Annotated in this window: 18 protein-coding genes and 1 pseudogene; 13 read left to right on the forward strand and 6 right to left on the reverse strand. The window is 56.1% G+C overall.

Features of this window, described 5'->3' with window-relative positions; genetic code table 11:
• Positions 1–295: 295 nt before the first annotated feature.
• The 4 genes from K2184_RS10530 to yjgA form a co-directional block, all read right to left on the reverse strand.
• The gene (locus K2184_RS10530; RefSeq protein WP_017145072.1) at positions 296–1438 is read right to left on the reverse strand and encodes an iron-containing alcohol dehydrogenase; all 1143 of its coding nucleotides are present in this window, start codon (positions 1436–1438) and stop codon (positions 296–298) included.
• Positions 1439–1699: 261 nt separating this feature from the next.
• Complete coding sequence (locus tag K2184_RS10535; RefSeq protein ID WP_049127469.1) at positions 1700–3211, reverse strand: CoA-acylating methylmalonate-semialdehyde dehydrogenase; 1512 nt, start codon at positions 3209–3211, stop codon at positions 1700–1702.
• A gap of 108 nt (positions 3212–3319) precedes the next feature.
• A complete protein-coding gene (gene adhE / locus K2184_RS10540; RefSeq protein ID WP_163525014.1) occupies positions 3320–5986 on the reverse strand; it encodes a bifunctional acetaldehyde-CoA/alcohol dehydrogenase in 2667 nt (888 codons plus the stop codon).
• Positions 5987–6514: 528 nt separating this feature from the next.
• On the reverse strand, positions 6515–7066 hold the full coding sequence (gene yjgA / locus K2184_RS10545; RefSeq protein ID WP_016809342.1) for a ribosome biogenesis factor YjgA: 552 nt from the start codon (positions 7064–7066) through the stop codon (positions 6515–6517).
• Between the two features lie 94 nt (positions 7067–7160).
• On the opposite strand from yjgA, the gene pmbA reads away from it, so the two are divergent.
• The 13 genes and pseudogenes from pmbA to K2184_RS10610 form a co-directional block, all read left to right on the forward strand.
• The gene (pmbA, locus tag K2184_RS10550) at positions 7161–8513 is read left to right on the forward strand and encodes a metalloprotease PmbA (protein WP_004108992.1); all 1353 of its coding nucleotides are present in this window, start codon (positions 7161–7163) and stop codon (positions 8511–8513) included.
• 36 nt (positions 8514–8549) lie between these two features.
• Positions 8550–8936 carry a cytochrome b562 gene (gene cybC / locus K2184_RS10555; RefSeq protein WP_004108991.1) on the forward strand — a complete coding sequence of 129 codons (387 nt, stop codon included), beginning with the start codon at positions 8550–8552 and terminating at the stop codon, positions 8934–8936.
• 406 nt (positions 8937–9342) lie between these two features.
• Complete coding sequence (locus K2184_RS10560; protein WP_004108984.1) at positions 9343–9681, forward strand: glycine dehydrogenase; 339 nt, start codon at positions 9343–9345, stop codon at positions 9679–9681.
• 11 nt (positions 9682–9692) lie between these two features.
• Positions 9693–10055, forward strand: coding sequence for an SFCGS family glycine-rich protein (locus tag K2184_RS10565; RefSeq protein ID WP_004098072.1), 363 nt, complete (start codon positions 9693–9695; stop codon positions 10053–10055).
• Positions 10056–10057: 2 nt separating this feature from the next.
• Complete coding sequence (locus K2184_RS10570) at positions 10058–10357, forward strand: DUF4312 family protein (RefSeq protein ID WP_004108982.1); 300 nt, start codon at positions 10058–10060, stop codon at positions 10355–10357.
• A gap of 21 nt (positions 10358–10378) precedes the next feature.
• The gene (locus K2184_RS10575) at positions 10379–11155 is read left to right on the forward strand and encodes a DUF4311 domain-containing protein (RefSeq protein ID WP_004098075.1); all 777 of its coding nucleotides are present in this window, start codon (positions 10379–10381) and stop codon (positions 11153–11155) included.
• Between the two features lie 12 nt (positions 11156–11167).
• Positions 11168–11812 carry a DUF4310 family protein gene (locus K2184_RS10580; RefSeq protein ID WP_016809340.1) on the forward strand — a complete coding sequence of 215 codons (645 nt, stop codon included), beginning with the start codon at positions 11168–11170 and terminating at the stop codon, positions 11810–11812.
• Positions 11813–11854: 42 nt separating this feature from the next.
• Entirely contained in the window at positions 11855–12988 is a 1134-nt protein-coding gene (locus K2184_RS10585; RefSeq protein WP_016809339.1) for an amidohydrolase/deacetylase family metallohydrolase, read from the forward strand.
• Positions 12972–14090 carry a DgaE family pyridoxal phosphate-dependent ammonia lyase gene (locus K2184_RS10590; protein WP_024273628.1) on the forward strand — a complete coding sequence of 373 codons (1119 nt, stop codon included), beginning with the start codon at positions 12972–12974 and terminating at the stop codon, positions 14088–14090. The genes K2184_RS10585 and K2184_RS10590 overlap by 17 nt, the downstream gene beginning before the upstream one ends.
• Positions 14087–14827 (forward strand): 2-dehydro-3-deoxy-phosphogluconate aldolase, encoded by a 741-nt coding sequence (dagF, locus tag K2184_RS10595; RefSeq protein WP_024273629.1) that lies wholly within the window; start codon positions 14087–14089, stop codon positions 14825–14827. Before K2184_RS10590 ends, dagF begins: the two co-directional genes overlap by 4 nt.
• A 167-nt stretch (positions 14828–14994) precedes the next feature.
• Positions 14995–16146: a lactonase family protein gene (locus K2184_RS10600; protein WP_004108973.1), complete on the forward strand. Its 1152-nt coding sequence runs from the start codon at positions 14995–14997 to the stop codon at positions 16144–16146.
• Positions 16147–16168: 22 nt separating this feature from the next.
• The gene (locus K2184_RS10605) at positions 16169–18079 is read left to right on the forward strand and encodes a BglG family transcription antiterminator (RefSeq protein WP_049128311.1); all 1911 of its coding nucleotides are present in this window, start codon (positions 16169–16171) and stop codon (positions 18077–18079) included.
• Positions 18061–18332 (forward strand): annotated as a pseudogene (locus K2184_RS10610) (type II toxin-antitoxin system RelE family toxin); the annotation flags it as partial. The gene K2184_RS10605 and the pseudogene K2184_RS10610, both read left to right, overlap by 19 nt.
• Before the next feature lie 10 nt (positions 18333–18342).
• On the opposite strand, the gene nrdG reads toward K2184_RS10610, so the two are convergent.
• Together nrdG and nrdD are read right to left on the reverse strand one after the other, a co-directional pair.
• A complete protein-coding gene (nrdG, locus tag K2184_RS10615) occupies positions 18343–18807 on the reverse strand; it encodes an anaerobic ribonucleoside-triphosphate reductase-activating protein (RefSeq protein ID WP_004108967.1) in 465 nt (154 codons plus the stop codon).
• 329 nt (positions 18808–19136) lie between these two features.
• Entirely contained in the window at positions 19137–21275 is a 2139-nt protein-coding gene (nrdD, locus tag K2184_RS10620) for an anaerobic ribonucleoside-triphosphate reductase (RefSeq protein ID WP_023329147.1), read from the reverse strand.
• Positions 21276–21635: the final 360 nt, after the last annotated feature.

Here is a 21635-nt window from a genome sequence, read left to right on the forward strand (position 1 = left end):
CACTGATGCAGGGAATTTAGTTGCAAGTGGATTATGAAAATGTGAAGTGTCTCACCTGGTGAGAAAACAGGCGTTTTTATATTTTTAAATGAGATATAAATCTCTTTTCGTCAGTGATATTGAATTTCGTTGCTGAAATTATGTGATTACTATCGTCTTTTGCTTTAACGATTCAGCTTGGGTTCATTGCAGAAATACCGAGGCGGGATAAAAGGGATGGCTGCAGGGAGTCGCTATTCCCTGCAGCCTTAGGCAACGTGGCTTTACCGTTCACAACATCGCAGCGCTGAGGCTATCAAGCGCCGTAGAATGCCAGGGTGTACAACCCTTTAACGTCCTGAACTGACGGATAGTTAGGATTGGTTAACGTACAGGGATCGTCGACGGCATGGCGACTCATTCGGTCGAGCACATTAACAAAGGTCACTTCATTGATTTCCACTTCGTCACACTGGCTCAGCGTTTTCGGGACGCCCAGCCGTTGATTCAGCGCATTGATCGCGGCAATTAAATTATCCATACCTAATGCGGCTTCCAGCTGACGATATTTTTTGGTGAACTTCGCATTATATTGAATGATATACGGCAACATAATCGCATTCGCCAGACCGTGAGTAATGCCAAATTCGCCGCCAATTTTATGCGCCATCGAATGCACTAATCCCAGTGACGCATTGGTGAAGGCGATTCCCGCCAGCGCGGAAGCATTATGCATATGCATGCGGGCATTTAAATCATCGGGTGAGCGCCAGGCGGTTTCCAGATGCTTAAATACCAGCCGAATGGCCTCTACCGCATAAGGGTCGGTAAACGAGTTGGCTGCAGTGGAGACGTAGGCTTCAATCGCATGGGTCAAAACGTCCATGCCGGTGTGAACCGTCACGTGAGGCGGCATTTTTGCCGGAATAGTGGGGTCGAGAATGGCGATATCCGGCACCAGATCGGCGGCAACAATCGGGTATTTGATATGATTTGCCGTATCGGTGATCACCGAGAAGGCGGTGATTTCGGACGCGCTGCCGCTGGTGGAGGGGATCGCCACAAACCGTGCTTTGCTGCGCAGCGGCGGCATGGCACCGACGGGAATAATATCCTCAAACTTCAGCTGCGGATGTTCATAGAAACACCACATAACTTTAGCGGCATCCAGCGCGGAACCGCCGCCAATGGCCACTATCCAGTCAGGTTCAAAGGCCAGCATCGCTTTGGCTCCGCGCCAGACGGTTTTAATGGACGGATTGGGTTCAACATTATCGATAATAATGCACTCTATACCCGCTTTATTGAGTTCGCTGACGGCTTTATCCAGAAAGCCAAAACGCTTCATTGAACTGCCGCCGGTGACTAATGCGGCTTTTTTTCCGCTCAGGGTGGAAAGATGCTCTAAAGCATTTTCGCCATAAATAATACTGCGAGGAATTGAGAAGGCCTGGGTCATAGGAAACTCCATTTAATATTAAGGATTTTTTTAGTGTGCAGTCGTTATTAACGATTCAGCGACACGTGCAGAATAAAAAAATCGAATTAATGCTCCAGATACTGCCGGAGCAATATCTGGAGGGAGCTGACCGTCATATTTCAAGCTGCTTGTACGTTGCCCGCATTTGTTGACCTCAGCCATTTACGCCAGTAAATGACTGAGGATTCGCTGGGTTGCTACCTGTCCCGCAACTCGTTATATGTTGGGTTTAAATGGCTATTAAATCGTACCGTCCCAGGAGTCGACTTTTTCGCGTTTTGCTTCTTCTTCATCAAACCAGCGCGAAGTCACGCATTTGGACTCTGTATAGAAACGAACGCCATCTTTGCCCAGGCAGTGCAGGTCGCCGAAGAATGACTGTTTATGACCTGAGAAGGGGAATACGCCGACCGGCACCGGGATGCCGACGTTAATACCGACCATACCGCCGTGGGTGCGTTTCTGGAACTCGCGGGCGTAGTAGCCGCTTTGGGTGAAAATAACCGAGCCGTTGGCAAACGGGTTATTGTTCATTAATTTCAGACCTTCTTCGAAGGTTTTTACCCGCTTAAAGCACAGGACCGGCCCGAAAATTTCCTGCGTCCCGACGCTCATCTCCTCGGTCACGCCATCGAGTATAGTCGGCCCGACATAGAAGCCTTTTTCCTGGCCCGGCACCTTAATATCGCGACCATCGAGCACCAGCTTCGCACCCTCTTCGATGCCTTTATTAATCCAGTTGATGACGGATTGTTTATGGTCTTTAGAAATCACCGGACCCATGTCGGTATCGCGCAGATAGCCGGGGCCGATTTTCAGCTGTTTGGCTTTTTCGACGACGGCGGCAATCAGCCTGTCGGCAATCTCTTCCTGCACCACGACGACCGGCAGCGCCATACAGCGTTCGCCCGCGCAGCCGAACGCGGCGTTGATAATACCGGCGGCGGTACGGTTAACTGGCGCATCGGCCAGCACCAGGGCATGGTTTTTTGCTTCGCACAGCGCCTGGACGCGTTTGCCGTGGGCGGCGGCTTTGGAGTATACGTGCAGGCCGACGGACGTCGAGCCGACGAATGAGACGCCGTTAACGTCCGGATGGGTCAGCAGAATATCGGCTTCGTTACGTGAACAGGTCACGATGTTAATCACGCCATCCGGTACGCCCGCTTCCTGATAGAGTTTGGTGATTTCCATACAGGTCATCGGCGTCATACTGGCCGCTTTAATCACCATGGTGTTACCGGATGCGACGCATAGCGGCGCCATCCATCCCATCGGAATCATCGCCGGGAAGTTAAACGGCACAATGCCGGCGAACACGCCAATCGGCTCACGGTAAAGGTTGGTGTCGATCCCGGCTGACGCGTCCATCAGATTTTCACCCGCCAGCAGAGTCGGGATAGAGCAGGCAAGCTCGGTGCCCTCTTTCGCTTTTAATACATCGCCCTGAGCATCTCCCCAGGCTTTACCGTTTTCTTTCGCCACCAGCTCGGTTAAGCGATCCTGATGCTGGATTAATAATTCACGAACGCGAAACATAATTTGCGAGCGTTTAATCGCCGGAGTATCTGACCACGCCGGAAAGGCTTTGCGCGCCGCGGCAACGGCATCCAGCACTTCTTGCTCGGTGCAGCAGGGGGCCTGAGCCATGACTTCCCCGGTACTTGGGTTATAGACGTCCATATAGCGTTCGGTCTGCGAAACGCGCCATTGACCATCAACGAAATATTTCAGTCTTGGTACAGTAGTCATATTTTTCTCCATGATAATATCTGTCGACTTTCTCTCATAATCAGCCTCTGAGCGGCGGTAAATCACTTACCGCCGGGTCAGCCACTTTCTTGAATATTGAATAAGCGCTTATTTCCGGACAACGGCCTCCGCTTTTTGCGATTTTCCGGCTGCGGTCGGTGATTTTTCAGCGTATTGATTGCCGTAGAAGCTGTCTGTCAGCAGCTGTTTCAATTCAGAAATCAGCGGATAGCGCGGGTTGGCGCCGGTGCACTGGTCATCGAACGCATCTTCCGCCAGCTTATCGACGTGGGCGAGAAAATCGGCCTCCTGCACCCCCGCCTCGCGGATGGATTTTGGTATGCCCAGTTCAGCTTTGAGTGCTTCCAGCCAGCCAAGGAGTTTTTCGATTTTCGCTGCGGTGCGGTCACCCGGTGCAGTCAGACCCAGGTGGTCGGCGATTTCCGCATAGCGACGACGGGCCTGCGGGCGGTCATACTGGCTGAATGCCGTCTGTTTGGTCGGGTTGTCGTTGGCGTTATAGCGAATGACGTTGCAAATCATCAGCGCGTTCGCCAGACCATGAGGAATGTGGAACTGAGAACCCAGTTTGTGCGCCATGGAGTGACATACACCCAGGAAGGCGTTAGCAAACGCAATACCGGCGATCGTTGCAGCACTGTGTACGCGCTCGCGCGCTGCCGGGTTCTTAGAACCTTCATGGTAAGACGCCGGCAGGTTTTCTTTCAGCAGCTTCAGCGCCTGCAGCGCCTGGCCGTCGGAGAACTCGGAAGCCAGTACGGAAACGTAAGCTTCCAGCGCATGGGTCACCGCGTCCAGACCACCGAAGGCGCACAGGGACTTCGGCATTTCCATGACCAGGTTGGCATCAACAATCGCCATATCCGGGGTCAGGGCATAGTCAGCCAGCGGGTACTTCTGCCCGGTGGCGTCATCGGTAACAACGGCGAACGGCGTCACTTCCGAGCCGGTACCAGACGTGGTGGTGATCGCCACCATTTTGGCTTTAACCCCCATTTTCGGGAACTTGTAGATACGTTTACGGATATCCATAAAGCGCAGCGCCAGCTCTTCGAAGTGGGTTTCCGGATGTTCGTACATGACCCACATGATTTTCGCCGCGTCCATCGGGGAGCCGCCGCCCAGGGCGATAATCACGTCCGGTTTGAAAGCGTTCGCCAGCTCAGCGCCTTTACGGACGATGGTCAGAGTCGGGTCAGCTTCCACTTCAAAAAAAACTTCTGTTTCAACGCCAGCCGCTTTCAGTACGGAAGTGATCTGATCCGCGTAGCCGTTGTTAAACAGGAAGCGGTCGGTGACGATCAGCGCGCGTTTGTGACCATCGGTGATCACTTCGTCCAACGCGACTGGCAGTGAGCCCCGACGGAAGTAGACAGATTTCGGAAGTTTGTGCCACAACATGTTTTCAGCTCGCTTAGCCACGGTTTTCTTGTTAATCAGGTGCTTCGGCCCGACGTTTTCCGAGATCGAGTTGCCGCCCCAGGAGCCGCAGCCGAGGGTCAGGGAAGGGGCGAGGCTGAAGTTGTAGAGGTCGCCGATCCCGCCGTGGGAGGTCGGGGTGTTGATCAGGATGCGCGCGGTTTTCATCTTCTCGCCAAACAGCCTGACGCGATCCGCCTGGTTATCCTGGTCGGTATACAGGCAGGAGGTGTGGCCGATGCCGCCCATATCCACCAGCTTCACCGCTTTCTCCACGGCATCGGCGAAATCCTTCGCCCGGTACATGGCGAGCGTGGGCGACAGCTTTTCGTGGGCAAAAGGCTCGCTGTCGTCGATGTCCCGGACTTCGCCAATCAGGATTTTGGTGTCCGCAGGCACCGCGATCCCGGCCATTCCGGCAATATTGACCGCTGACTGCCCGACAATAGCCGCGTTGAGCGCACCATTTTTCAGCAGAATCCCCTGCACGGCCTTCAGCTCCTGCCCCTGCAGCAGGTAGCCGCCGTGGCTGGCGAAACGTTCGCGTACCGCGTCGTAGGCCGCATCCACGACCACCACCGACTGCTCGGAGGCGCAGATGACGCCGTTATCGAAGGTTTTTGACATCAGAATCGAAGCTACCGCGCGCTTCACGTCGGCGGTTTCATCGATCACCACCGGGGTGTTGCCCGCGCCGACGCCAATCGCCGGTTTACCGGAGCTGTAGGCCGCTTTGACCATGCCCGGCCCGCCGGTGGCGAGGATCAGGTTGATGTCCGGGTGGTGCATCAGGCGGCTGGACAAATCCACGGTCGGCTCGTCAATCCAGCCAATGATATCCGGCGGCGCGCCGGCCTCTACCGCCGCGCGCAGCACGATCTCCGCCGCACGGTTGGTGGCGTTTTTCGCCCGCGGGTGCGGGGAGAAAACGATGCCGTTGCGGGTTTTGAGGCTAATCAGCGACTTAAAAATGGCGGTGGAGGTCGGATTGGTGGTGGGGACAATGCCGCAGATCAGGCCGATGGGTTCGGCAATGGTCATGGTGCCAAAGGCGTCATCTTCAGACAGCACCCCGCAGGTTTTCTCATCTTTATAGGCGTTGTAGATATATTCGGAGGCAAAGTGGTTTTTGATGACTTTATCTTCCACGATGCCCATGCCGGACTCGGCAACAGCCATTTTGGCCAGCGGAATGCGGGCATCGGCGGCGGCCAGCGCGGCGGCGCGGAAGATTTTATCGACCTTCTCCTGAGAAAAGCTGGCATAGGCCTGTTGCGCCTTTCGTACCCGCGCGACCAGGGCATCGAGGTCGTCATTACTGGTGATGAGTGACATAAGTTTTCTCCGTAAGGGATTGAATTCTCTTAAGTAAAACATGTGCCTTTCCTGTAATGACGCCAAACCTTCCGCCACTGCAGATGCCTGGTTTTAATTAACAGAACTGACTGACCAGAAACTTCTCGGGTACCGTTGCGTTTATTCGCTCGCTAATGAAATTAATTTTTCATTATAATTATGTATGAAATACAAAAACCGTTTTGAGAGATGGATCAAAGATAAGCAAACTGCTGTTAAAGGCAGCCTGTTAAAGGCGAGTTGATATGACTTAATTCATTAAAATCAGGTGATTATAATTTTAATTTTTCAAGAGTGGTGAAAAGAGAGCGGTTGGCTGTCTTGCCGTGTCAGGTTTTATTGTGAAATAAAAGTTAAAATTAAACGCTTATTTGAAATTAAAATGAAAAATTAAAACCAATCAGCATACAGAGGAAAGAAGAAGGGAGAGATCGATGATGTCGCTTGTACGGGAGGGCGGGTCGCCCGGATCGGGCAAGCGCCGTAATCCGGGGGAGTTATGCAGAATTAGCCTTCGTTTTCGGCCAGTTCACGCAGATACTGGAAGATAAGCCGCGCGGATTTCGGCGGTTTATTACCTTCTTTCTCTTTTTGCGCGTTGCGGATAAGCGAACGCAGCTGCTGACGGTCAGCGTCAGGCCACAGGTTCAGCACTTCCGCAACGGCGTCATCACCATTATCAATCAGACGATCGCGGATCTGTTCAAGCTTATGGAACAGCGCAACCTGCTGGTTGTGGCGGTTCTTCAGCTTGTCCAGCGCCTGACGGATCGGCTCGACGTCACGGCTGCGCAGCATTTTACCAATCAGCTGCAGCTGGCGGCGGCGGCCTTCTTTCTTGATACGCTGGGCGAGCTCAATCGCGTCGCGCAGGTCGGTATCCAGCGGGATTTTATCGAGCGCGTTTTTACCCAGCTCGACCATTTCCGCGCCAAGACGCTTCAGTTCTTCGGCGTCGCGCTTAATTTCACTTTTACTGACCCAGATAATTTCATCGTCTTCATCTTCGACGTCATCACCAGGGACGTCGTCGAGCCAGTCTTCGGGCTGCTTTGTCATCTCAGGCTCCTTAAAAAAGAGACTAATGTTACCAGTTAAGGCGCGCACTGAAAAACGGTTCTCTGTTAGACTTCAGTTAACTCCTTCTTACATTATGGCATTAGCGATGAAAGTCATCTCTCAAGTTGCACAACAGCGTAAGACGCTGGAAGAGGCCGTGACCACGGCGCTGGAACTGGCGGCAGGCAAATCCGACGGCGCGGAAGTCTCCGTCAGCAAAACCACCGGTATCGGCGTTAGCACCCGCTACGGCGAAGTGGAGAACGTAGAATTCAATAGCGATGGTGCGCTAGGCATCACCGTTTATCATCAGAATCGTAAAGGCAGCGCCTCTTCGACCGACCTTAGCCCGCAGGCCATTGCCCGCACGGTGCAGGCGGCGCTGGATATTGCCCGCTACACCTCGCCGGACCCGTGCGCGGGCGTGGCGGATAAAGAACTGCTGGCTTTTGATGCCCCGGATCTGGACCTGTTCCATCCGGCGGATGTTTCCCCGGATGAAGCCATTGAGCTGGCCTCCCGCGCGGAACAGGCGGCGCTGAAAGCTGATAAACGCATCAGCAATACCGAAGGCGGTAGCTTTAACAGCCATTACGGCATCAAAGTGTTTGGTAACAGCCACGGCATGCTGCAGAGCTACTGCTCGACTCGCCATTCGCTCTCCAGCTGCGTGATTGCTGAAGAGAATGGCGATATGGAGCGCGATTACGCTTACACCATTGGCCGGGCGATTGGCGATCTGCAATCGCCGGAGTGGGTTGGCGAAGAGTGCGCCCGCCGCACCCTGTCGCGCCTGGCCCCGCGTAAGCTATCGACGATGAAAGCGCCGGTGATTTTCGCCAATGAAGTGGCTACCGGTTTGTTTGGTCATCTGGTCGGGGCGATTGCCGGCGGTTCGGTTTACCGTAAATCCACCTTCCTGCTTGATGCGCTGGGAACCCAGATCCTGCCGGACTGGCTGACCATTGAAGAGCATCCGCATCTGCTGAAGGGGCTGGCCTCTACGCCGTTTGATAGCGAAGGCGTTCGTACGGAACGCCGCGATATCATTAAAGACGGCATACTAACCCAGTGGCTGTTGACCAACTACTCGGCGCGCAAGCTGGGATTGAAGAGCACCGGCCACGCGGGCGGCATTCATAACTGGCGTATTAACGGTCGCGGCCTGAGTTTTGCAAAGTTGCTTAAAGAGATGGGGACCGGTCTTGTCGTCACGGAACTGATGGGGCAGGGTGTAAGCGGCGTCACCGGCGACTACTCACGCGGCGCATCCGGCTTCTGGGTAGAAAACGGCGAAATTCAGTATCCGGTCAGTGAGATAACCATTGCAGGAAATCTGAAAGATATGTGGCGTAATATCGTGACCATCGGCGACGATATCGAAACGCGCAGCAACATTCAGTGCGGTTCTGTACTGCTGCCGGAGATGAAGATCGCCGGTCAATAACACCTGTGTGCTTAATAATAAAAAAGGAAGTGAGCAATGCGTAAAAAACTGTTAGCGATGCTGGCCGTATCGGCTTTTGCGCTTGGTTCGGCATCGGCTTTCGCCGATCTGGGCGAAGATATGGATACCCTTGCCGAGAACCTGCAAGTGGTGCAGAAAACTTCAGATGCCGGTGAGCTGAAAGCGGCGCTGAATAAGATGCGTACAGCGGCGGTTGACGCCCAGAAAGAGACGCCGCCGAAGCTGGAAGGTAAAGCGGATGACAGCGCGGAAATGAAGGACTATCGTCACGGTTTTGATGTGCTGATCGGCCAGATTGACGGCGCGCTGAAGCTGGCTGACGAAGGTAAAGTCAAAGAGGCTCAGGCCGCAGCGGAAGAGTTTAAAACCACCCGCAATACGTATCATAAGAAGTATCGTTAATCGTCTGCAGATTTCGGGTATTTCTGCCGGGCGGAGGCTGACGCCTTGCCCGGCCTACCAGACCCCAAATCTAAACCTGAATCCTCGGACGGTAACCTCAAGCCCTGTTCCCATCCTCAACCTTGATCCCAACCCTTTCCGCTTTCCCGGCAGCCTGGCGGGCGGATAAAAAACCTGTTCCATCACATTTTTGCGTTTTTCTCTTCAGGTCGTTCCGCGCCGCCAGCGCTGCGATTATGTGATATCCATCACGCGAATTTGGCTAAGTGAACACATTCTCTGTGGTTATGTGAAATGAATCACACATGCCGTCGTTCTTTCCACTTCGAAGTGGAAAACAACTCGCTACAAACTCTTATCCCCCGGCATTAGTGTTATCCCCAGAGACATCAACGGGGTAATTCAAGTGAATAACGGAGCGGTAACACACGTCCCAGAGGAGCAGGCCACGCTAACCGAACAGCTGGCCGACAGGATGCTGCAGCAGGTTTTCGCGCTATTAAGCCGCCGCAACATCGTTCCCAACGACGTTCAGGAGCAAATGCTGACTTCCCACGTTCGGGCGATGGCCCATCGGTCAATCAGCGGCGAGCCGCTGCCGGAAGTGGATGCCAGCCTGTTCGAAGAGATCTCAGAAGATTCAATGATGCTGGCCCGCGAAGTGGTCGCGCAGTTCGGCAATCTGCCAGATGAAGAAGCCTGGCTGCTGTCCGTCCACTTCGAAGTCGCGAAAGATAACCTGTAAGGAGCATACAAATGGAACAAATCACCGTTGTTATTGGCGATCGCCTGGGTAAAGGTCAAAAAGTTGCCGCAGGGGCGGAAAAAGCTGGCGCTCGCGCCGTTGTCGTTCCGGGCGTTGCTGCGGATATGAAGCTGGGCGACATGATGAAAGCCGAAAACGCTACCTTCGGTATCTCTTTCTGCGGCAGCGGCGGCGCAGGGGCAATCACCGCGCAGAATAAGCATGGCTACAAAGCAAAATATGGCATGCGTTCCGTTGATGAGGGCGTCACCGCGATTAACGAAGGCTACAACGTACTGGGCTTCGGCTTTATGGATAAAGAAGAACTGGGCGAACGCCTGGTGGAAGCCTGGAAGAAGAAATACGGCGCGTGAGTATGAAAGAGCAATTCACCACCACGGTGAGCGTTACCGGCAAAGGCGAGAGCAAAACGCGTGCTTTCGCCGATGCCCTGAACCATGTCCAGGCGGCGGTGATGAAAACGTCGCCGCACATCTTACTGCGTATTGAACCACAGGATGTGGAGGTTGTTCATGCGCGTGAAGCGGTACGGAAAGAGGCATTTTTATTCTTCTTTCTGCGCCGTGAGCGACGGACCTACAGCGTGGAGCTGAACGTTACCGTCACCGTGACCGCCATTAATCTCGATAAAGTGGATTTCGTCACGCAAACCTGATTTTCACCAAAGGGTCAGACTATGTTCCTGATAATTTTAATAAAATCGCTCATCATCGGCGGCCTGGTCGGCGTCGGCGTAGGCGCCGGAGCGGCACGCATGTTTCATGCGCCCACCACGCAGGGGATGGGGGCGTTTCGTACCTTGGGCGAGCTGAATTCATGTGAAGGCGATCCGGCTTCACACTTCTCTTTTGGTCTGGGCTTCTTCTTCAACGCCTGGGCCTCTTCCGTCGCGGCAGGCTCCTTCACTCAGGACGTTGACCACCGCATCATCCCCAACTGGGGGGCGGCAGCGCTGATGATCAAAAACCGCAACGTCGGCGAGACGCTGCACGATCCGAAAAAGATGGCCATCGCTTGCGGCATTATCGGCATGATCGTTGTGGCTTTCCTCAACCTGACCGCCTCTTCAGTACCGGAAGCGCTACAGGTGACGGCGGTCAAAGTGCTGGTTCCGGCGGCAAACCTGCTGGTGAACACGGTGATGCCGGTCATCTTCTGGCTGGCGGCGATTGATGCCGGCAAAAAGTCGGGCTTTTGGGCGACGATTTTCGGCGGCGCGGCGCAGCTGATTATGGGTAACGCCGTCCCGGGCCTGGTGCTGGGCATCCTGATCGGGAAAGGCGTGGAAGAGAGCGGCTGGCACCGCGTCACCAAAGTGATGATGGTAGCAATCGTTGCGCTGTTCGTTCTGAGCGGCTTCTTCCGCGGTTTCGACATGAAGATGATTGAATCCTTCCATCTGACCGTGCCGAACTGGCTGGAACTGATCCACAACTCGCTCAGCGGTAAATAACAGGGGCCTCTCATGGAACAAAATAAAGGTTTTTGGTATGCCGACTGGTCGTTCCCGATCTTTGTTGGTCTGCTCTCCGCCGGCGTTTTTGCCGGGACGCATATGTACTACCTCTACGGCATCGGCGCGTTTAACGAAGTCGCCTTCGTGGCGATGCTGAAAGCGGGAATTGATACCGGTGCCTACGGCGCGGTAGCGGCGTTCGGCGCCAGCTTCCTGTTCGCGCGTATTATCGAAGGCTCACTGGTGGGGATTCTGGATATCGGCGGGGCGATCCAGACCGGCGTCGGCTTAGGCGTTCCGGCGCTGCTGCTCGGCGCGGGCTTTGTTTTCCCGGTCGCCAACTTTGCCGCCTCACTGGTCACTGGCCTGGTGCTGGGGCTCGCCATTGGCTACATCATTATCCTGGCGCGCAAATTCACCATCAACCAGAGCGACTCCACCTACGGCGCGGACGTCATGATGGGGGCCGGTAACGCCTCAGGCCGCTTCCTCGGACCGTTGATTATCCTCAGCGCCATGACCGCTTCTATTCCAATCGGCATCGGTTCCCTGGTGGGCGCGCTGCTGTTCTACATCTGGCAGAAGCCTATCACCGGCGGCGCGATCCTTGGCGCCATGCTTCTTGGGTCAATCTTCCCGGTGGCGATTAGTTAAGTCCTGCGGGCGCCTCGGCGCCCGCGTTAACAGGAGAGAGATATGTTTGATTTACTCCTGCGCCGTGCGCGCCTCGTCGACGATACCCTGACCGATATCGCCATCCGGGACGGTAAAATCGCGGCGCTTGGCGAGATTAGCGCGCCTGCGCGCAAAACCCTTGAACTGGACGGCCGCTATTACGTCAGCGCAGGCTGGATTGACTCTCACGTTCACTGCTATCCGAACTCGCCGATTTACCATGATGAGCCGGACAGCGTGGGGGTTGCTACCGGCGTGACCACCGTGATTGACGCGGGCAGCACCGGTGCGGACGACGTTGATGACTTCTACCAACTGACCCGCAAAGCCGCGACCGAGGTTTATGCCCTGCTTAACATTTCCCGCGTCGGGCTGATTGCCCAGAATGAACTGGCCAATATGGCGAATATCGACGCAGAGGCGGTGAAGCAGGCGGTCAACCGCTACCCGAACTTTATCGTCGGCCTGAAGGCGCGGATGAGCAGCAGCGTGGTGGGTGAAAACGGCATTACGCCGCTGGCGCGCGCAAAGGCAATTCAGCAGGAAAACTGCGGCCTGCCGCTGATGGTGCATATCGGCAACAATCCGCCCGATCTGGATGAAATCGCCGATCTGTTGACCTCCGGCGACATTATTACTCACTGCTATAACGGCAAGCCCAATCGCATTCTGACGCCGTCCGGCGAGCTGAAGAGTTCGATTACCCGCGCGCTACAGCGCGGCGTGCGCCTTGATATCGGCCACGGCACCGCCAGCTTCAGCTTCGAAGTGGCGCGCCGGGCGATTGCCATGGGCATTCTGCCGCACACCATCAGCTCCGATATCTACTGCCGCAACCGTATCGACGGTCCGGTGCGCTCGCTGGCGCTGGTGATGTCGAAATTCCTCGCTATAGGGATGTCGCTGCCGCAGGTTATCGACTGCGTGACCGCCAACGCCGCGGAAGGCCTGCATCTTTCCCATAAAGGGCGGCTGGAAGTGGGCTATGACGCCGACCTGACGCTGTTTACTCTCGCGCAGATGCCAACGGTGCTGGTGGATGCTGAAAAAGAGAGCCTTCAGGCCGACAAGATTCTGCTGCCGCTTGCCGCCATTCGCGCGGGCAAGGGCTATCTGACCGAACAAGGGAGCGCGGAAAATGCCTTCGATTTTTGAGAAATATGATTTAAAGCGGGTCATTAACACCTCCGGGCGCATGACCATTCTCGGCGTCTCGACGCCGCGACAGGAAGTCGTGGAAGCCGCGATGGCGGGGATGAACCAGTACTTCGAGATGAAAGATCTGGTCAATAAAACCGGCGCGTATATTGCGAAGCTGCTGGACGTGGAAGGGGCGACCGTGGTCTCCTGCGCCTCGGCGGGCATCGCCCAGTCGGTGGCGGCGGTGCTGGTAAAAGACAGCGACTGGCTGCTGGAAAACCTGCACGTGACGCCGATTGAAAACAACGAAATCGTGCTGCCTAAGGGCCACAACGTCAACTTTGGCGCGCCGGTGGGCACCATGGTAGCGCTGGGCGGCGGCAGGCTGGTGGAAGCGGGCTACGCCAACGAATGTTCTGCCGGGCAGCTGGCGGCGGCTATCACCCCGCGCACCGCGGCCATTCTGTATATCAAATCCCACCACTGCGTGCAGAAAAGCATGCTCAACGTGGCGCAGGCGGCAGCGGTGGCGAAGAGCCATAATCTGCCGCTGATTGTCGATGCGGCGGCGGAAGAAGACCTCCAGGCCTACTATCGCGCCGGCGCGGATCTGGTGATTTATAGCGGCGCGAAGGCGATAGAAGGGCCGACCAGCGGGCTGGTTATCGGCAAAACCCAATACGTTGAGTGGGTCAAACGCCAGTCGAACGGCATTGGCCGGGCGATGAAGGTGGGTAAAGAGGGGATCCTCGGCCTGACCTGCGCCATTGAACACTATCTGACGGCGAGCAAAGAGAGCGGTGAAGAGATGGTGGCGAAGATGACGCCGTTTATTCAGCAGCTTAATACGCTCGATGGCGTCACCGCGCGCGTGGTCTGGGACAGCGCCGGCCGCGATATCGCGCGGGCGGAGATTAAGTTTGATGAAGCGGTGACCGGCGTCAACACCGGCGATCTGGTCAATGCGCTGAAGCAGGGCGAATACGCCATCTACTTCCGTGGCTATAAAGCAAATGAAGGCATTATTGAAGCTGATGTCCGCAGCGTGAACGCGCAGCAACTGGAGATTGTCTCCCGTCGCATCGCAGAGGTTTTGAACAAGGAGAAAAACGCATGAAACTGACCCCTAATTTTTATCGTGACCGCGTCTGCCTGAACGTGCTGGCGGTAAGCAAAGAGAACGCCAGCGAGATTTATGAGGCGGCGGAAGGTCATGTACTGGTGGGCGTGCTCTCCAAAAATTACCCGGACGTCGCCAGCGCGGTTGCCGATATGCGTGAATACGCGCAGCGGATTGATAACGCGCTCTCCGTGGGGCTGGGCGCGGGCGACCCGAACCAGTCGGCGATGGTCAGCGAAATTTCGCGTCAGGTGCAGCCGCAGCACGTCAACCAGGTATTTACCGGCGTGGCGACCAGCCGCGCGCTGCTGGGCCAGAACGAAACCGTGGTTAACGGCCTGGTGTCGCCAACCGGTACGCCGGGAAGGGTGAAGATCTCCACCGGCCCGCTCAGCAGCGGCGCGCCGGACGGCATCGTGCCGCTGGAAACCGCGATTGCCCTGCTGAAAGATATGGGCGGCAGTTCAATTAAATACTTTCCGATGGGCGGGCTAAAGCATCGTGACGAGTTTATTGCGGTGGCCGAGGCCTGCGCCCGTCATGATTTCTGGCTGGAGCCCACCGGCGGGATCGATCTGGAAAACTACGGCGAGATCCTGCAGATCGCGCTGGACGCCGGCGTGAGTAAAATTATCCCGCATATCTACAGTTCGATTATTGATAAAGCCAGCGGTAATACCCGCCCGGCGGACGTGCGTCAGCTGCTTTCGATCACCAAACAGTTAGTACAATAGCGCCGATTGCCCCTCCATCCTGGCCCTCTCCCTGACAGGGAGAGGGAGAAAAGCAGAGACGGAGCCTTTTGCGCCGATCGCGCGAAGAAATACCGAACTGCGCCCTCGGCCCTATGGGCGAGGATTAGGGTAAGGGGAAACCTCCACCGAACCATCAAGGAGTCACCATGCCAACCGCTCGTCACCTGCTTGTTGCTTCACTCTCTCTGCTCGCCGCCGGCGCCGCTGCGCAAACCCAGTACGCCTGGGTCGGTACCTACAACCCCAATGGGGAAGGCCTGTATCGCTTTACCGTCGATAACCAGACTGGGGAGCTGCGCGATAAAGCGCTGGTCGCTAAGCTACCTAACCTGGCCCAGCTCACCGTTTCGGCGGATGGCAAAACCCTGTACGCCGCCAGCGAAGTGGAAAAGGGTGTGGTGCAGGCGTGGCGCATCGGCAGTAACGGCGAACTGCGTGAGCTGAATCAGGTCGCTTCCGGCGGCGCCGGGCCGGTTTATCTCTCCCTGACTCCCGATGGACGCCATCTGCTGGTGGCAAACTACGTCAGCGGCAGTATCGCCGTGCTGCCGGTGAAAGAAGATGGTAACCTGGGCGAGGCGGTGGACGTGCATCAGGATCAAGGCCCTGCGGGTGCGGAACGCCCGGCGGCAGCCGTCGAAGGCAGTTTTGCCATTAGCGATCATAACGGCCCCCACGCCCATATGATCGCCGCCGATCCCAGCGGTAAGTTCGTTTACTCCACCGACCTCGGGCTGGATCGGATCTATCAGTACCGGCTGGATAACGCCACCGGGAAGCTAACGCCGAACGATCCGCCGTTTATTGCGGCCTCATCTCCCGGCGCCGGACCGCGCCATTTTGTGTTTACGCCGCAGGGCGACGGGCTATGGTTAATTAACGAAGAGGCGTCGACGCTCACTTTCTATCATCTCGATAAGCAAAGCGGCCTGTTGCGCGAGGGGAAAACGGTCTCGGCGCTGCCGGAAGCGTATAAGGGCACCAGTTTTGCCGCCGGTCTGGTTCTGAGCCGCGACGGCAAGCAGCTGTACGTTGCTAATCGACTGCATAACAGCATCGGCCACTTTACGGTGCTGGCCGACGGCAGCCTGCGCCATCAGGACGATATCTGGACCCGCGGCGACTATCCGCGCACGCTGACGCTCGACAGTCAGGGGCAGTGGCTGTACGTCATGAACCAGCGTAGCGACAACATCACCCGCTTTCGCGTCGCGCCGAAGGATGGCAGGCTGACGTTCTCTCCGGACTATACCCCGGTTGGCAGCCCGTCGCAGATGGTGATATCCGCTCAACCCTGAGCCGTAAGAAAAAGGAACTGACATGCGATTTCCCAATCAACGTTTAGCGCAGCTGTTTACCCTGTTGCAAAACGAAACGCTGCCCCAGGAGGAGCTGGCGCAGCGGCTGTCGGTTTCTACTCGCACGGTGCGCGCGGACATCACCGCGTTGAACGCGCTGCTGCAGCACTATGGCGCGCAGTTTATCCTCACCCGCGGCAGCGGTTATCAGCTGGTGATTCACGATTCGTCGCGCTATCAGACGCTGGAAGAGAGTGCGCCGAAAGCGCAGCATATCCCGCGAACCGCGGCGGATCGCATCCACTTTTTGCTGGTGCGCTTTTTAACTTCCGCTTTCTCAATCAAGCTGGAGGATCTGGCCGATGCGTGGTTCGTCAGCCGCGCCACCTTACAGGGCGATATGGTTGACGTACGCGAGCGCTTTCAGCGTTATCAGCTCACCCTTGAGACCCGGCCGCGTCACGGTATGAAGCTGTTCGGCAGCGAGGTCTCCATTCGCGCCTGCCTGACCGATCTGCTGTGGGAGCTAAGTCAGCAGGGGCCGCTGAACCCGCTTATCGGTGAAGAAGCGTTTGATGCCAGCGTACCGACGCTGCTGGCTGGCGTGCTGCAGGAAACGCTAACCCGCCATCACGTTCGCCTGACCGACGCCGGGGAGCGCTTTATTTGCCTGTACGGCGCGGTTGCCGTGCGCCGAGTGAGCGAAGGATATCCTTTAGCCGATTTTAGCGCCGAGGATGTCGCGCAAAACGTACGCGATGCCGCCCGCGAGCTGGCAAATACGATGCAGCAGCTGGCGGGCAAACCGCTTGCTCCGGCGGAAGAGGAGTGGCTGTGCGTCCACCTTGCCGCCCGCCAGGTGCAGGATGTCGATCCGGGGACTATCAGCGCCGACGACGACGAAGCGCTGGTGAACTACATCCTGCGCTATATCAATCAGCAATATAACTATAATTTGCTGGAGGATGCCCAGCTGCATGCGGATTTGCTGACCCATATTAAGACCATGATCACCCGCGTGCGCTACCAGATAATGATCCCCAACCCGCTTCTGGAAAATATCAAACAGCACTACCCCATGGCGTGGGACATGACCCTGGCGGCGGTATCCAGCTGGGGAAAATATACCCCCTACGCCATCAGCGAAAACGAGATCGGCTTTCTGGTGCTGCATATCGGCGTCGGGCTGGAGCGCCATTACAATATCGGCTACCAGCGCCAGCCTCAGGTGCTGCTGGTCTGCGATACCAGCAATGCGATGGTGAGGATGATTGAAGCCATCCTGCAGCGTAAGTATCCGCAGCTGGAAATTGCCGCCACCCTCTCGCAGCGCGAATATGAACAGCGGGAAGAGATCGCGGAAGATTTTGTCATTTCCACCGTGCGCATCAGCGAGAAAGATAAGCCGGTAGTTACCATTGCGCCATTTCCTACCGACTACCAGCTCGACCAAATCGGCAAGCTGGTGCTGGTGGACCGCACCCGTCCCTGGATGCTGAATAAGTATTTTGATGAGACTCACTTTCAGGTGATAGATACCCCGATGGATCAGCAGGCGCTGTTTGCTACGCTGTGCCAGCAGCTGCAGCAGGAGGGGTTTGTCGGGGCGGAGTTCCATGATTCGGTCGCGGAGCGTGAGGCTATCGTCAGTACCATGCTTGGCGACGGGATCGCGCTACCTCACGCCCTCGGGCTGCTGGCAAAAAAGACCGTGGTTTATACCGTGATTGCGCCGCACGGCATCGCCTGGGGCGATGAAACCGCGCATATCATCTTCCTGCTCGCCATCAGTAAAAGCGAGTATGAAGAGGCGATGGCGATCTACGATATTTTCGTCACCTTCCTGCGCGAGCGCGCAATGCCCCGCCTGGCTGCCACCCGCAGCTTTGCTGAGTTTAAAGCGGTGGCCATGGAGTGCGTCAGCCGGTTTTGAGATGCGCTGCCAGAGAATGGTATAAGCTGGGTGAAACCGTAAAAGAGCAGTTCAAAAGTCAGCTGGCGGTCGTGCTGGAGAACCTTCATATTGAATCTTCGCGGCTGACCCGACTGCTATAAAATTCAGCTGAAATCAGCGGGATACCGACTGGTGTATCAGGTTCGGGATAAGGTGGTGATTGAAGGCTTAGGTTATTCCTGTGGGAAAACGAGAAAAACTAGCCGTCTATCGGAACGTCAATAAACGGCTGTCGCGAGAGGCTATCTCAGGTGATGCACAACCTGATTGCTGCTGCCGCGCCAGATTAGCGCCGGGTCTTTGAGATCCTGCACAAATTTGCCATCAACCAGTACGTTGATGAGATCCACCACCTGCATCTGCGCGTCGTTAAGTTCGTCCAGCTTGTAGCCGGTCCATACCCAGATATCTTTGCCGGGGCACTCGGCGCGAACGCGCTGCACCAGCTTAAGGATCTCCGGCACGTTCTGCGGGTGCAGCGGGTCGCCGCCGGAAAGCGTGATCCCCTGGCGCCTGATGCGCGTATCGTTGAGGTCAGCAATGATGCGGTCGGCTATCTCGGCGGTAAACGGCATGCCGGAGTTCAGCCGCCAGGTGCTTTTGTTGTAGCAGCCGGGGCACTCGTGAACGCAGCCGGAAACGAACAGGGTGCAGCGGGTGCCCGGACCGTTAACAATATCTACCGGGTAGTACTGATGGTAATTCATTTTTCGCTTCTCAATTAACGCCATAGCCGCGTTGGCTGCGCTCGCTCACCCCAGTCACGTACTTAATGTACGCTCCCGGGGATTCCCTCGTTTACCGCCTTGCTCTGACGCTAATTGCTTTGTGAAAACGGAGGGGCTGTGCATTTGTAAAGGGAACGGCTCCCGGCGTCGCTGCGCTCGGCCGGGCTACGAAGAGCCGCATACGGGGTTGTAGCCCGGATAAGGCGCTTTGCGCCGCGATCCGGGAACGGCTCCTTAGTGGCCAAACGGCTACGGGGCCGGCCCCCTCTCCCCGTTGGGGAGAGGGGAAGGGGTTAAACCACCTGGAATTAACCGATCTGCCCGTTGCCCAGATGCTTCACGCGGCGCTTCACTTCTTCCTGCTTGCCGGCGTTGAACGGGCGGGCGTCCGGGCTTCCGAGATAACCGCATACCCGGCGGGTTACCGACACGCGAGAGGCATCGTGGTTGCCGCATTTCGGGCAGGTGAAGCCTTTGCTGGTACACTCGAACTCACCGGTAAAACCGCACTCGTAGCACTCATCGATAGGCGTATTGGTCCCGTAATAGGGCACGTGCTGATAGCTATAATCCCACACGTCTTCCAGCGCCCGCAGGTTGTGCTGAATATTCGGGTACTCGCCGTAGCAAATAAAGCCCCCGTTAGCCAGCGGCGGGTAAGGCGCTTCAAAATCGATTTTATCGTACGGGTTCACCTTCTTCTCCACATCGAGGTGGAAGCTGTTGGTGTAATACCCTTTGTCGGTGACGCCTTCGATCACGCCGAACTCAGCGGTGTCCAGACGGCAGAAGCGGTCGCAGAGATTTTCGCTCGGCGTGCTGTACAGGCTAAAGCCGTAGCCGGTCTCGTCTTTCCACTGGTCTACCGCTTCGCGCAGACGCTGAACGATGGCGACGCCTTTTTCACGCAGCGCTTCGCTATCGTACATAGGCTTATTGCCGAACAGCGCGTTGATGGTTTCATGGATACCGATATAGCCAAGAGAAATCGACGCGCGGCCGTTTTTGAAAATCACCGAAACGTCGTCATCCGCTTTCAGGCGCACGCCGCAGGCCCCTTCCATATACAGAATCGGCGCAACGCGAGCCTTCACTCCTTCCAGACGGGCGATGCGGGTCATCAGCGCTTTACGCGCCAGCTGGAGACGCTCATCCAGAAGTTTCCAGAACACAGCTTCGTCGCCGCGGGCTTCCAGGGCAATACGCGGCAGGTTGAGGCTGATAACGCCGAGGTTGTTGCGGCCATCGTGCACCTGTTCGCCGTCCTCGTTTTCCCACACGCCGAGGAAGCTGCGGCAGCCCATCGGGGTTTTGAACGAGCCGGTCACCTTCACGACCTGATCGTAGTTGAGGATATCCGGATACATGCGCTTGCTCGCGCACTCCAGCGCCAGCTGTTTAATGTCGTAGTTCGCGTCGCCAAACTTATGGTTCAGGCCGTCGCGAATGGCGAAGACCAGCTTGGGGAACACCGCCGTTTTGCGATTTTTACCGAGTCCCGCGATGCGATTGCGCAGAATGGACTGCTGAATCAGACGCGATTCCCAGCTGGTACCGAGGCCGAAACCGAAGGTGACGAACGGCGTCTGACCGTTGGCGGTATGCAGGGTGTTCACTTCATATTCCAGCGACTGGAAGGCGTCGTAGCACTCTTTCTCGGTGCGGGAACGGGCATAACCTTCGGCGTCGGGGATTTGCCACTCCTCGGCAATTTTACGGTGCTTATTGAAGCTTTCGGTAACAAACGGCGCCAGCACTTCATCGATGCGGTTGATGGTCGTGCCGCCATAAATATGGCTGGCGACCTGCGCGATAATCTGCGCCGTTACCGCGGTGGCGGTAGAGATGGACTTCGGCGGCTCAATCTCGGCGTTGCCCATTTTAAAACCCTGCGTCAGCATGCCTTTAAGATCGATCAGCATGCAGTTGAACATCGGGAAGAATGGCGAATAGTCGAGATCGTGATAGTGGATCAGGCCGCGCTCGTGCGCCATCACTACATCATGCGGCAGCAGGTGCTGACGCGCATAGTGTTTAGCCACGATACCCGCCAGCAGATCGCGCTGGGTAGGAATAACTTTACTGTCTTTGTTGGCGTTCTCGTTGAGTAACGCCGAGTTGGTCTGCTCAACCAGGCCGCGAATTTCCTGGTTCAGACGACCGCGTTTTTCACGCTGGCTATCGCGGTCGTGGCGATATTCAATGTAGGCACGCGCCAGCTGCTTGTAAGGGCCGGACATCAGCTGATTCTCAACGGCGGTCTGGATCTCGTTGATATCAACTTGGGTACGGCCCTGCATTTGCTGGCTAACGACTTCTGCGACGGTGGCGCAATAGTCTGCGTCATCGACTCCCGCTGCTTTAGCTGCACGTAGAATTGCTTCATTAATGCGCTCTGACTTGAACGGCACTTTACAGCCATCGCGTTTCATCACATGCGGTGTCATGATCACTCCATACTTTTTATAGAACAGGTTATCCACAGAGGCGGAAGGTTAACCGAAGTCCCGGGGCGCTATAGCTGCCGCCGTTTCCCTCCGATCCCGGCCCTTTTTATCCACATCCCATCACCGCCCGGGTACGATGGGTTGTGGTGACATAATAGACTATTAATACAATATGTGGGGCCGGGGCGCATTTTAAGTTCTATATGTAGTGCTTTGCATCAAAGATGTTTGCAATTTTATTGATGCAGAACAAAGTAAAAAGAGGAGAGCAGGAATGATGGGCGCTTGCGCTTAATGTAAATTTATCCGCTTATAAAATAAGCAAAAATGGGGCCTGAACGCAGGAAATTCAGGCCCGAT

Source organism: Klebsiella sp. K5-306 (assembly GCF_051835185.1).
GTDB classification, from domain to species: domain Bacteria; phylum Pseudomonadota; class Gammaproteobacteria; order Enterobacterales; family Enterobacteriaceae; genus Klebsiella; species Klebsiella oxytoca.

Bases quoted from the DNA above. Each gene is read 5' to 3' on its own strand.
- K2184_RS10530 (WP_017145072.1), bottom strand. From the start codon at position 1,438: ATGACCCAGGCCTTCTCAATTCCTCGCAGTATTATTTATGGCGAAAAT.
- K2184_RS10535 (WP_049127469.1), bottom strand. From the start codon at position 3,211: ATGACTACTGTACCAAGACTGAAATATTTCGTTGATGGTCAATGGCGC.
- adhE (WP_163525014.1), bottom strand. From the start codon at position 5,986: ATGTCACTCATCACCAGTAATGACGACCTCGATGCCCTGGTCGCGCGG.
- yjgA (WP_016809342.1), bottom strand. From the start codon at position 7,066: ATGACAAAGCAGCCCGAAGACTGGCTCGACGACGTCCCTGGTGATGAC.
- pmbA (WP_004108992.1), top strand. From the start codon at position 7,161: ATGGCATTAGCGATGAAAGTCATCTCTCAAGTTGCACAACAGCGTAAG.
- cybC (WP_004108991.1), top strand. From the start codon at position 8,550: ATGCGTAAAAAACTGTTAGCGATGCTGGCCGTATCGGCTTTTGCGCTT.
- K2184_RS10565 (WP_004098072.1), top strand. From the start codon at position 9,693: ATGGAACAAATCACCGTTGTTATTGGCGATCGCCTGGGTAAAGGTCAA.
- K2184_RS10570 (WP_004108982.1), top strand. From the start codon at position 10,058: ATGAAAGAGCAATTCACCACCACGGTGAGCGTTACCGGCAAAGGCGAG.
- K2184_RS10575 (WP_004098075.1), top strand. From the start codon at position 10,379: ATGTTCCTGATAATTTTAATAAAATCGCTCATCATCGGCGGCCTGGTC.
- K2184_RS10580 (WP_016809340.1), top strand. From the start codon at position 11,168: ATGGAACAAAATAAAGGTTTTTGGTATGCCGACTGGTCGTTCCCGATC.
- K2184_RS10585 (WP_016809339.1), top strand. From the start codon at position 11,855: ATGTTTGATTTACTCCTGCGCCGTGCGCGCCTCGTCGACGATACCCTG.
- K2184_RS10590 (WP_024273628.1), top strand. From the start codon at position 12,972: ATGCCTTCGATTTTTGAGAAATATGATTTAAAGCGGGTCATTAACACC.
- dagF (WP_024273629.1), top strand. From the start codon at position 14,087: ATGAAACTGACCCCTAATTTTTATCGTGACCGCGTCTGCCTGAACGTG.
- K2184_RS10600 (WP_004108973.1), top strand. From the start codon at position 14,995: ATGCCAACCGCTCGTCACCTGCTTGTTGCTTCACTCTCTCTGCTCGCC.
- K2184_RS10605 (WP_049128311.1), top strand. From the start codon at position 16,169: ATGCGATTTCCCAATCAACGTTTAGCGCAGCTGTTTACCCTGTTGCAA.
- nrdG (WP_004108967.1), bottom strand. From the start codon at position 18,807: ATGAATTACCATCAGTACTACCCGGTAGATATTGTTAACGGTCCGGGC.
- nrdD (WP_023329147.1), bottom strand. From the start codon at position 21,275: ATGACACCGCATGTGATGAAACGCGATGGCTGTAAAGTGCCGTTCAAG.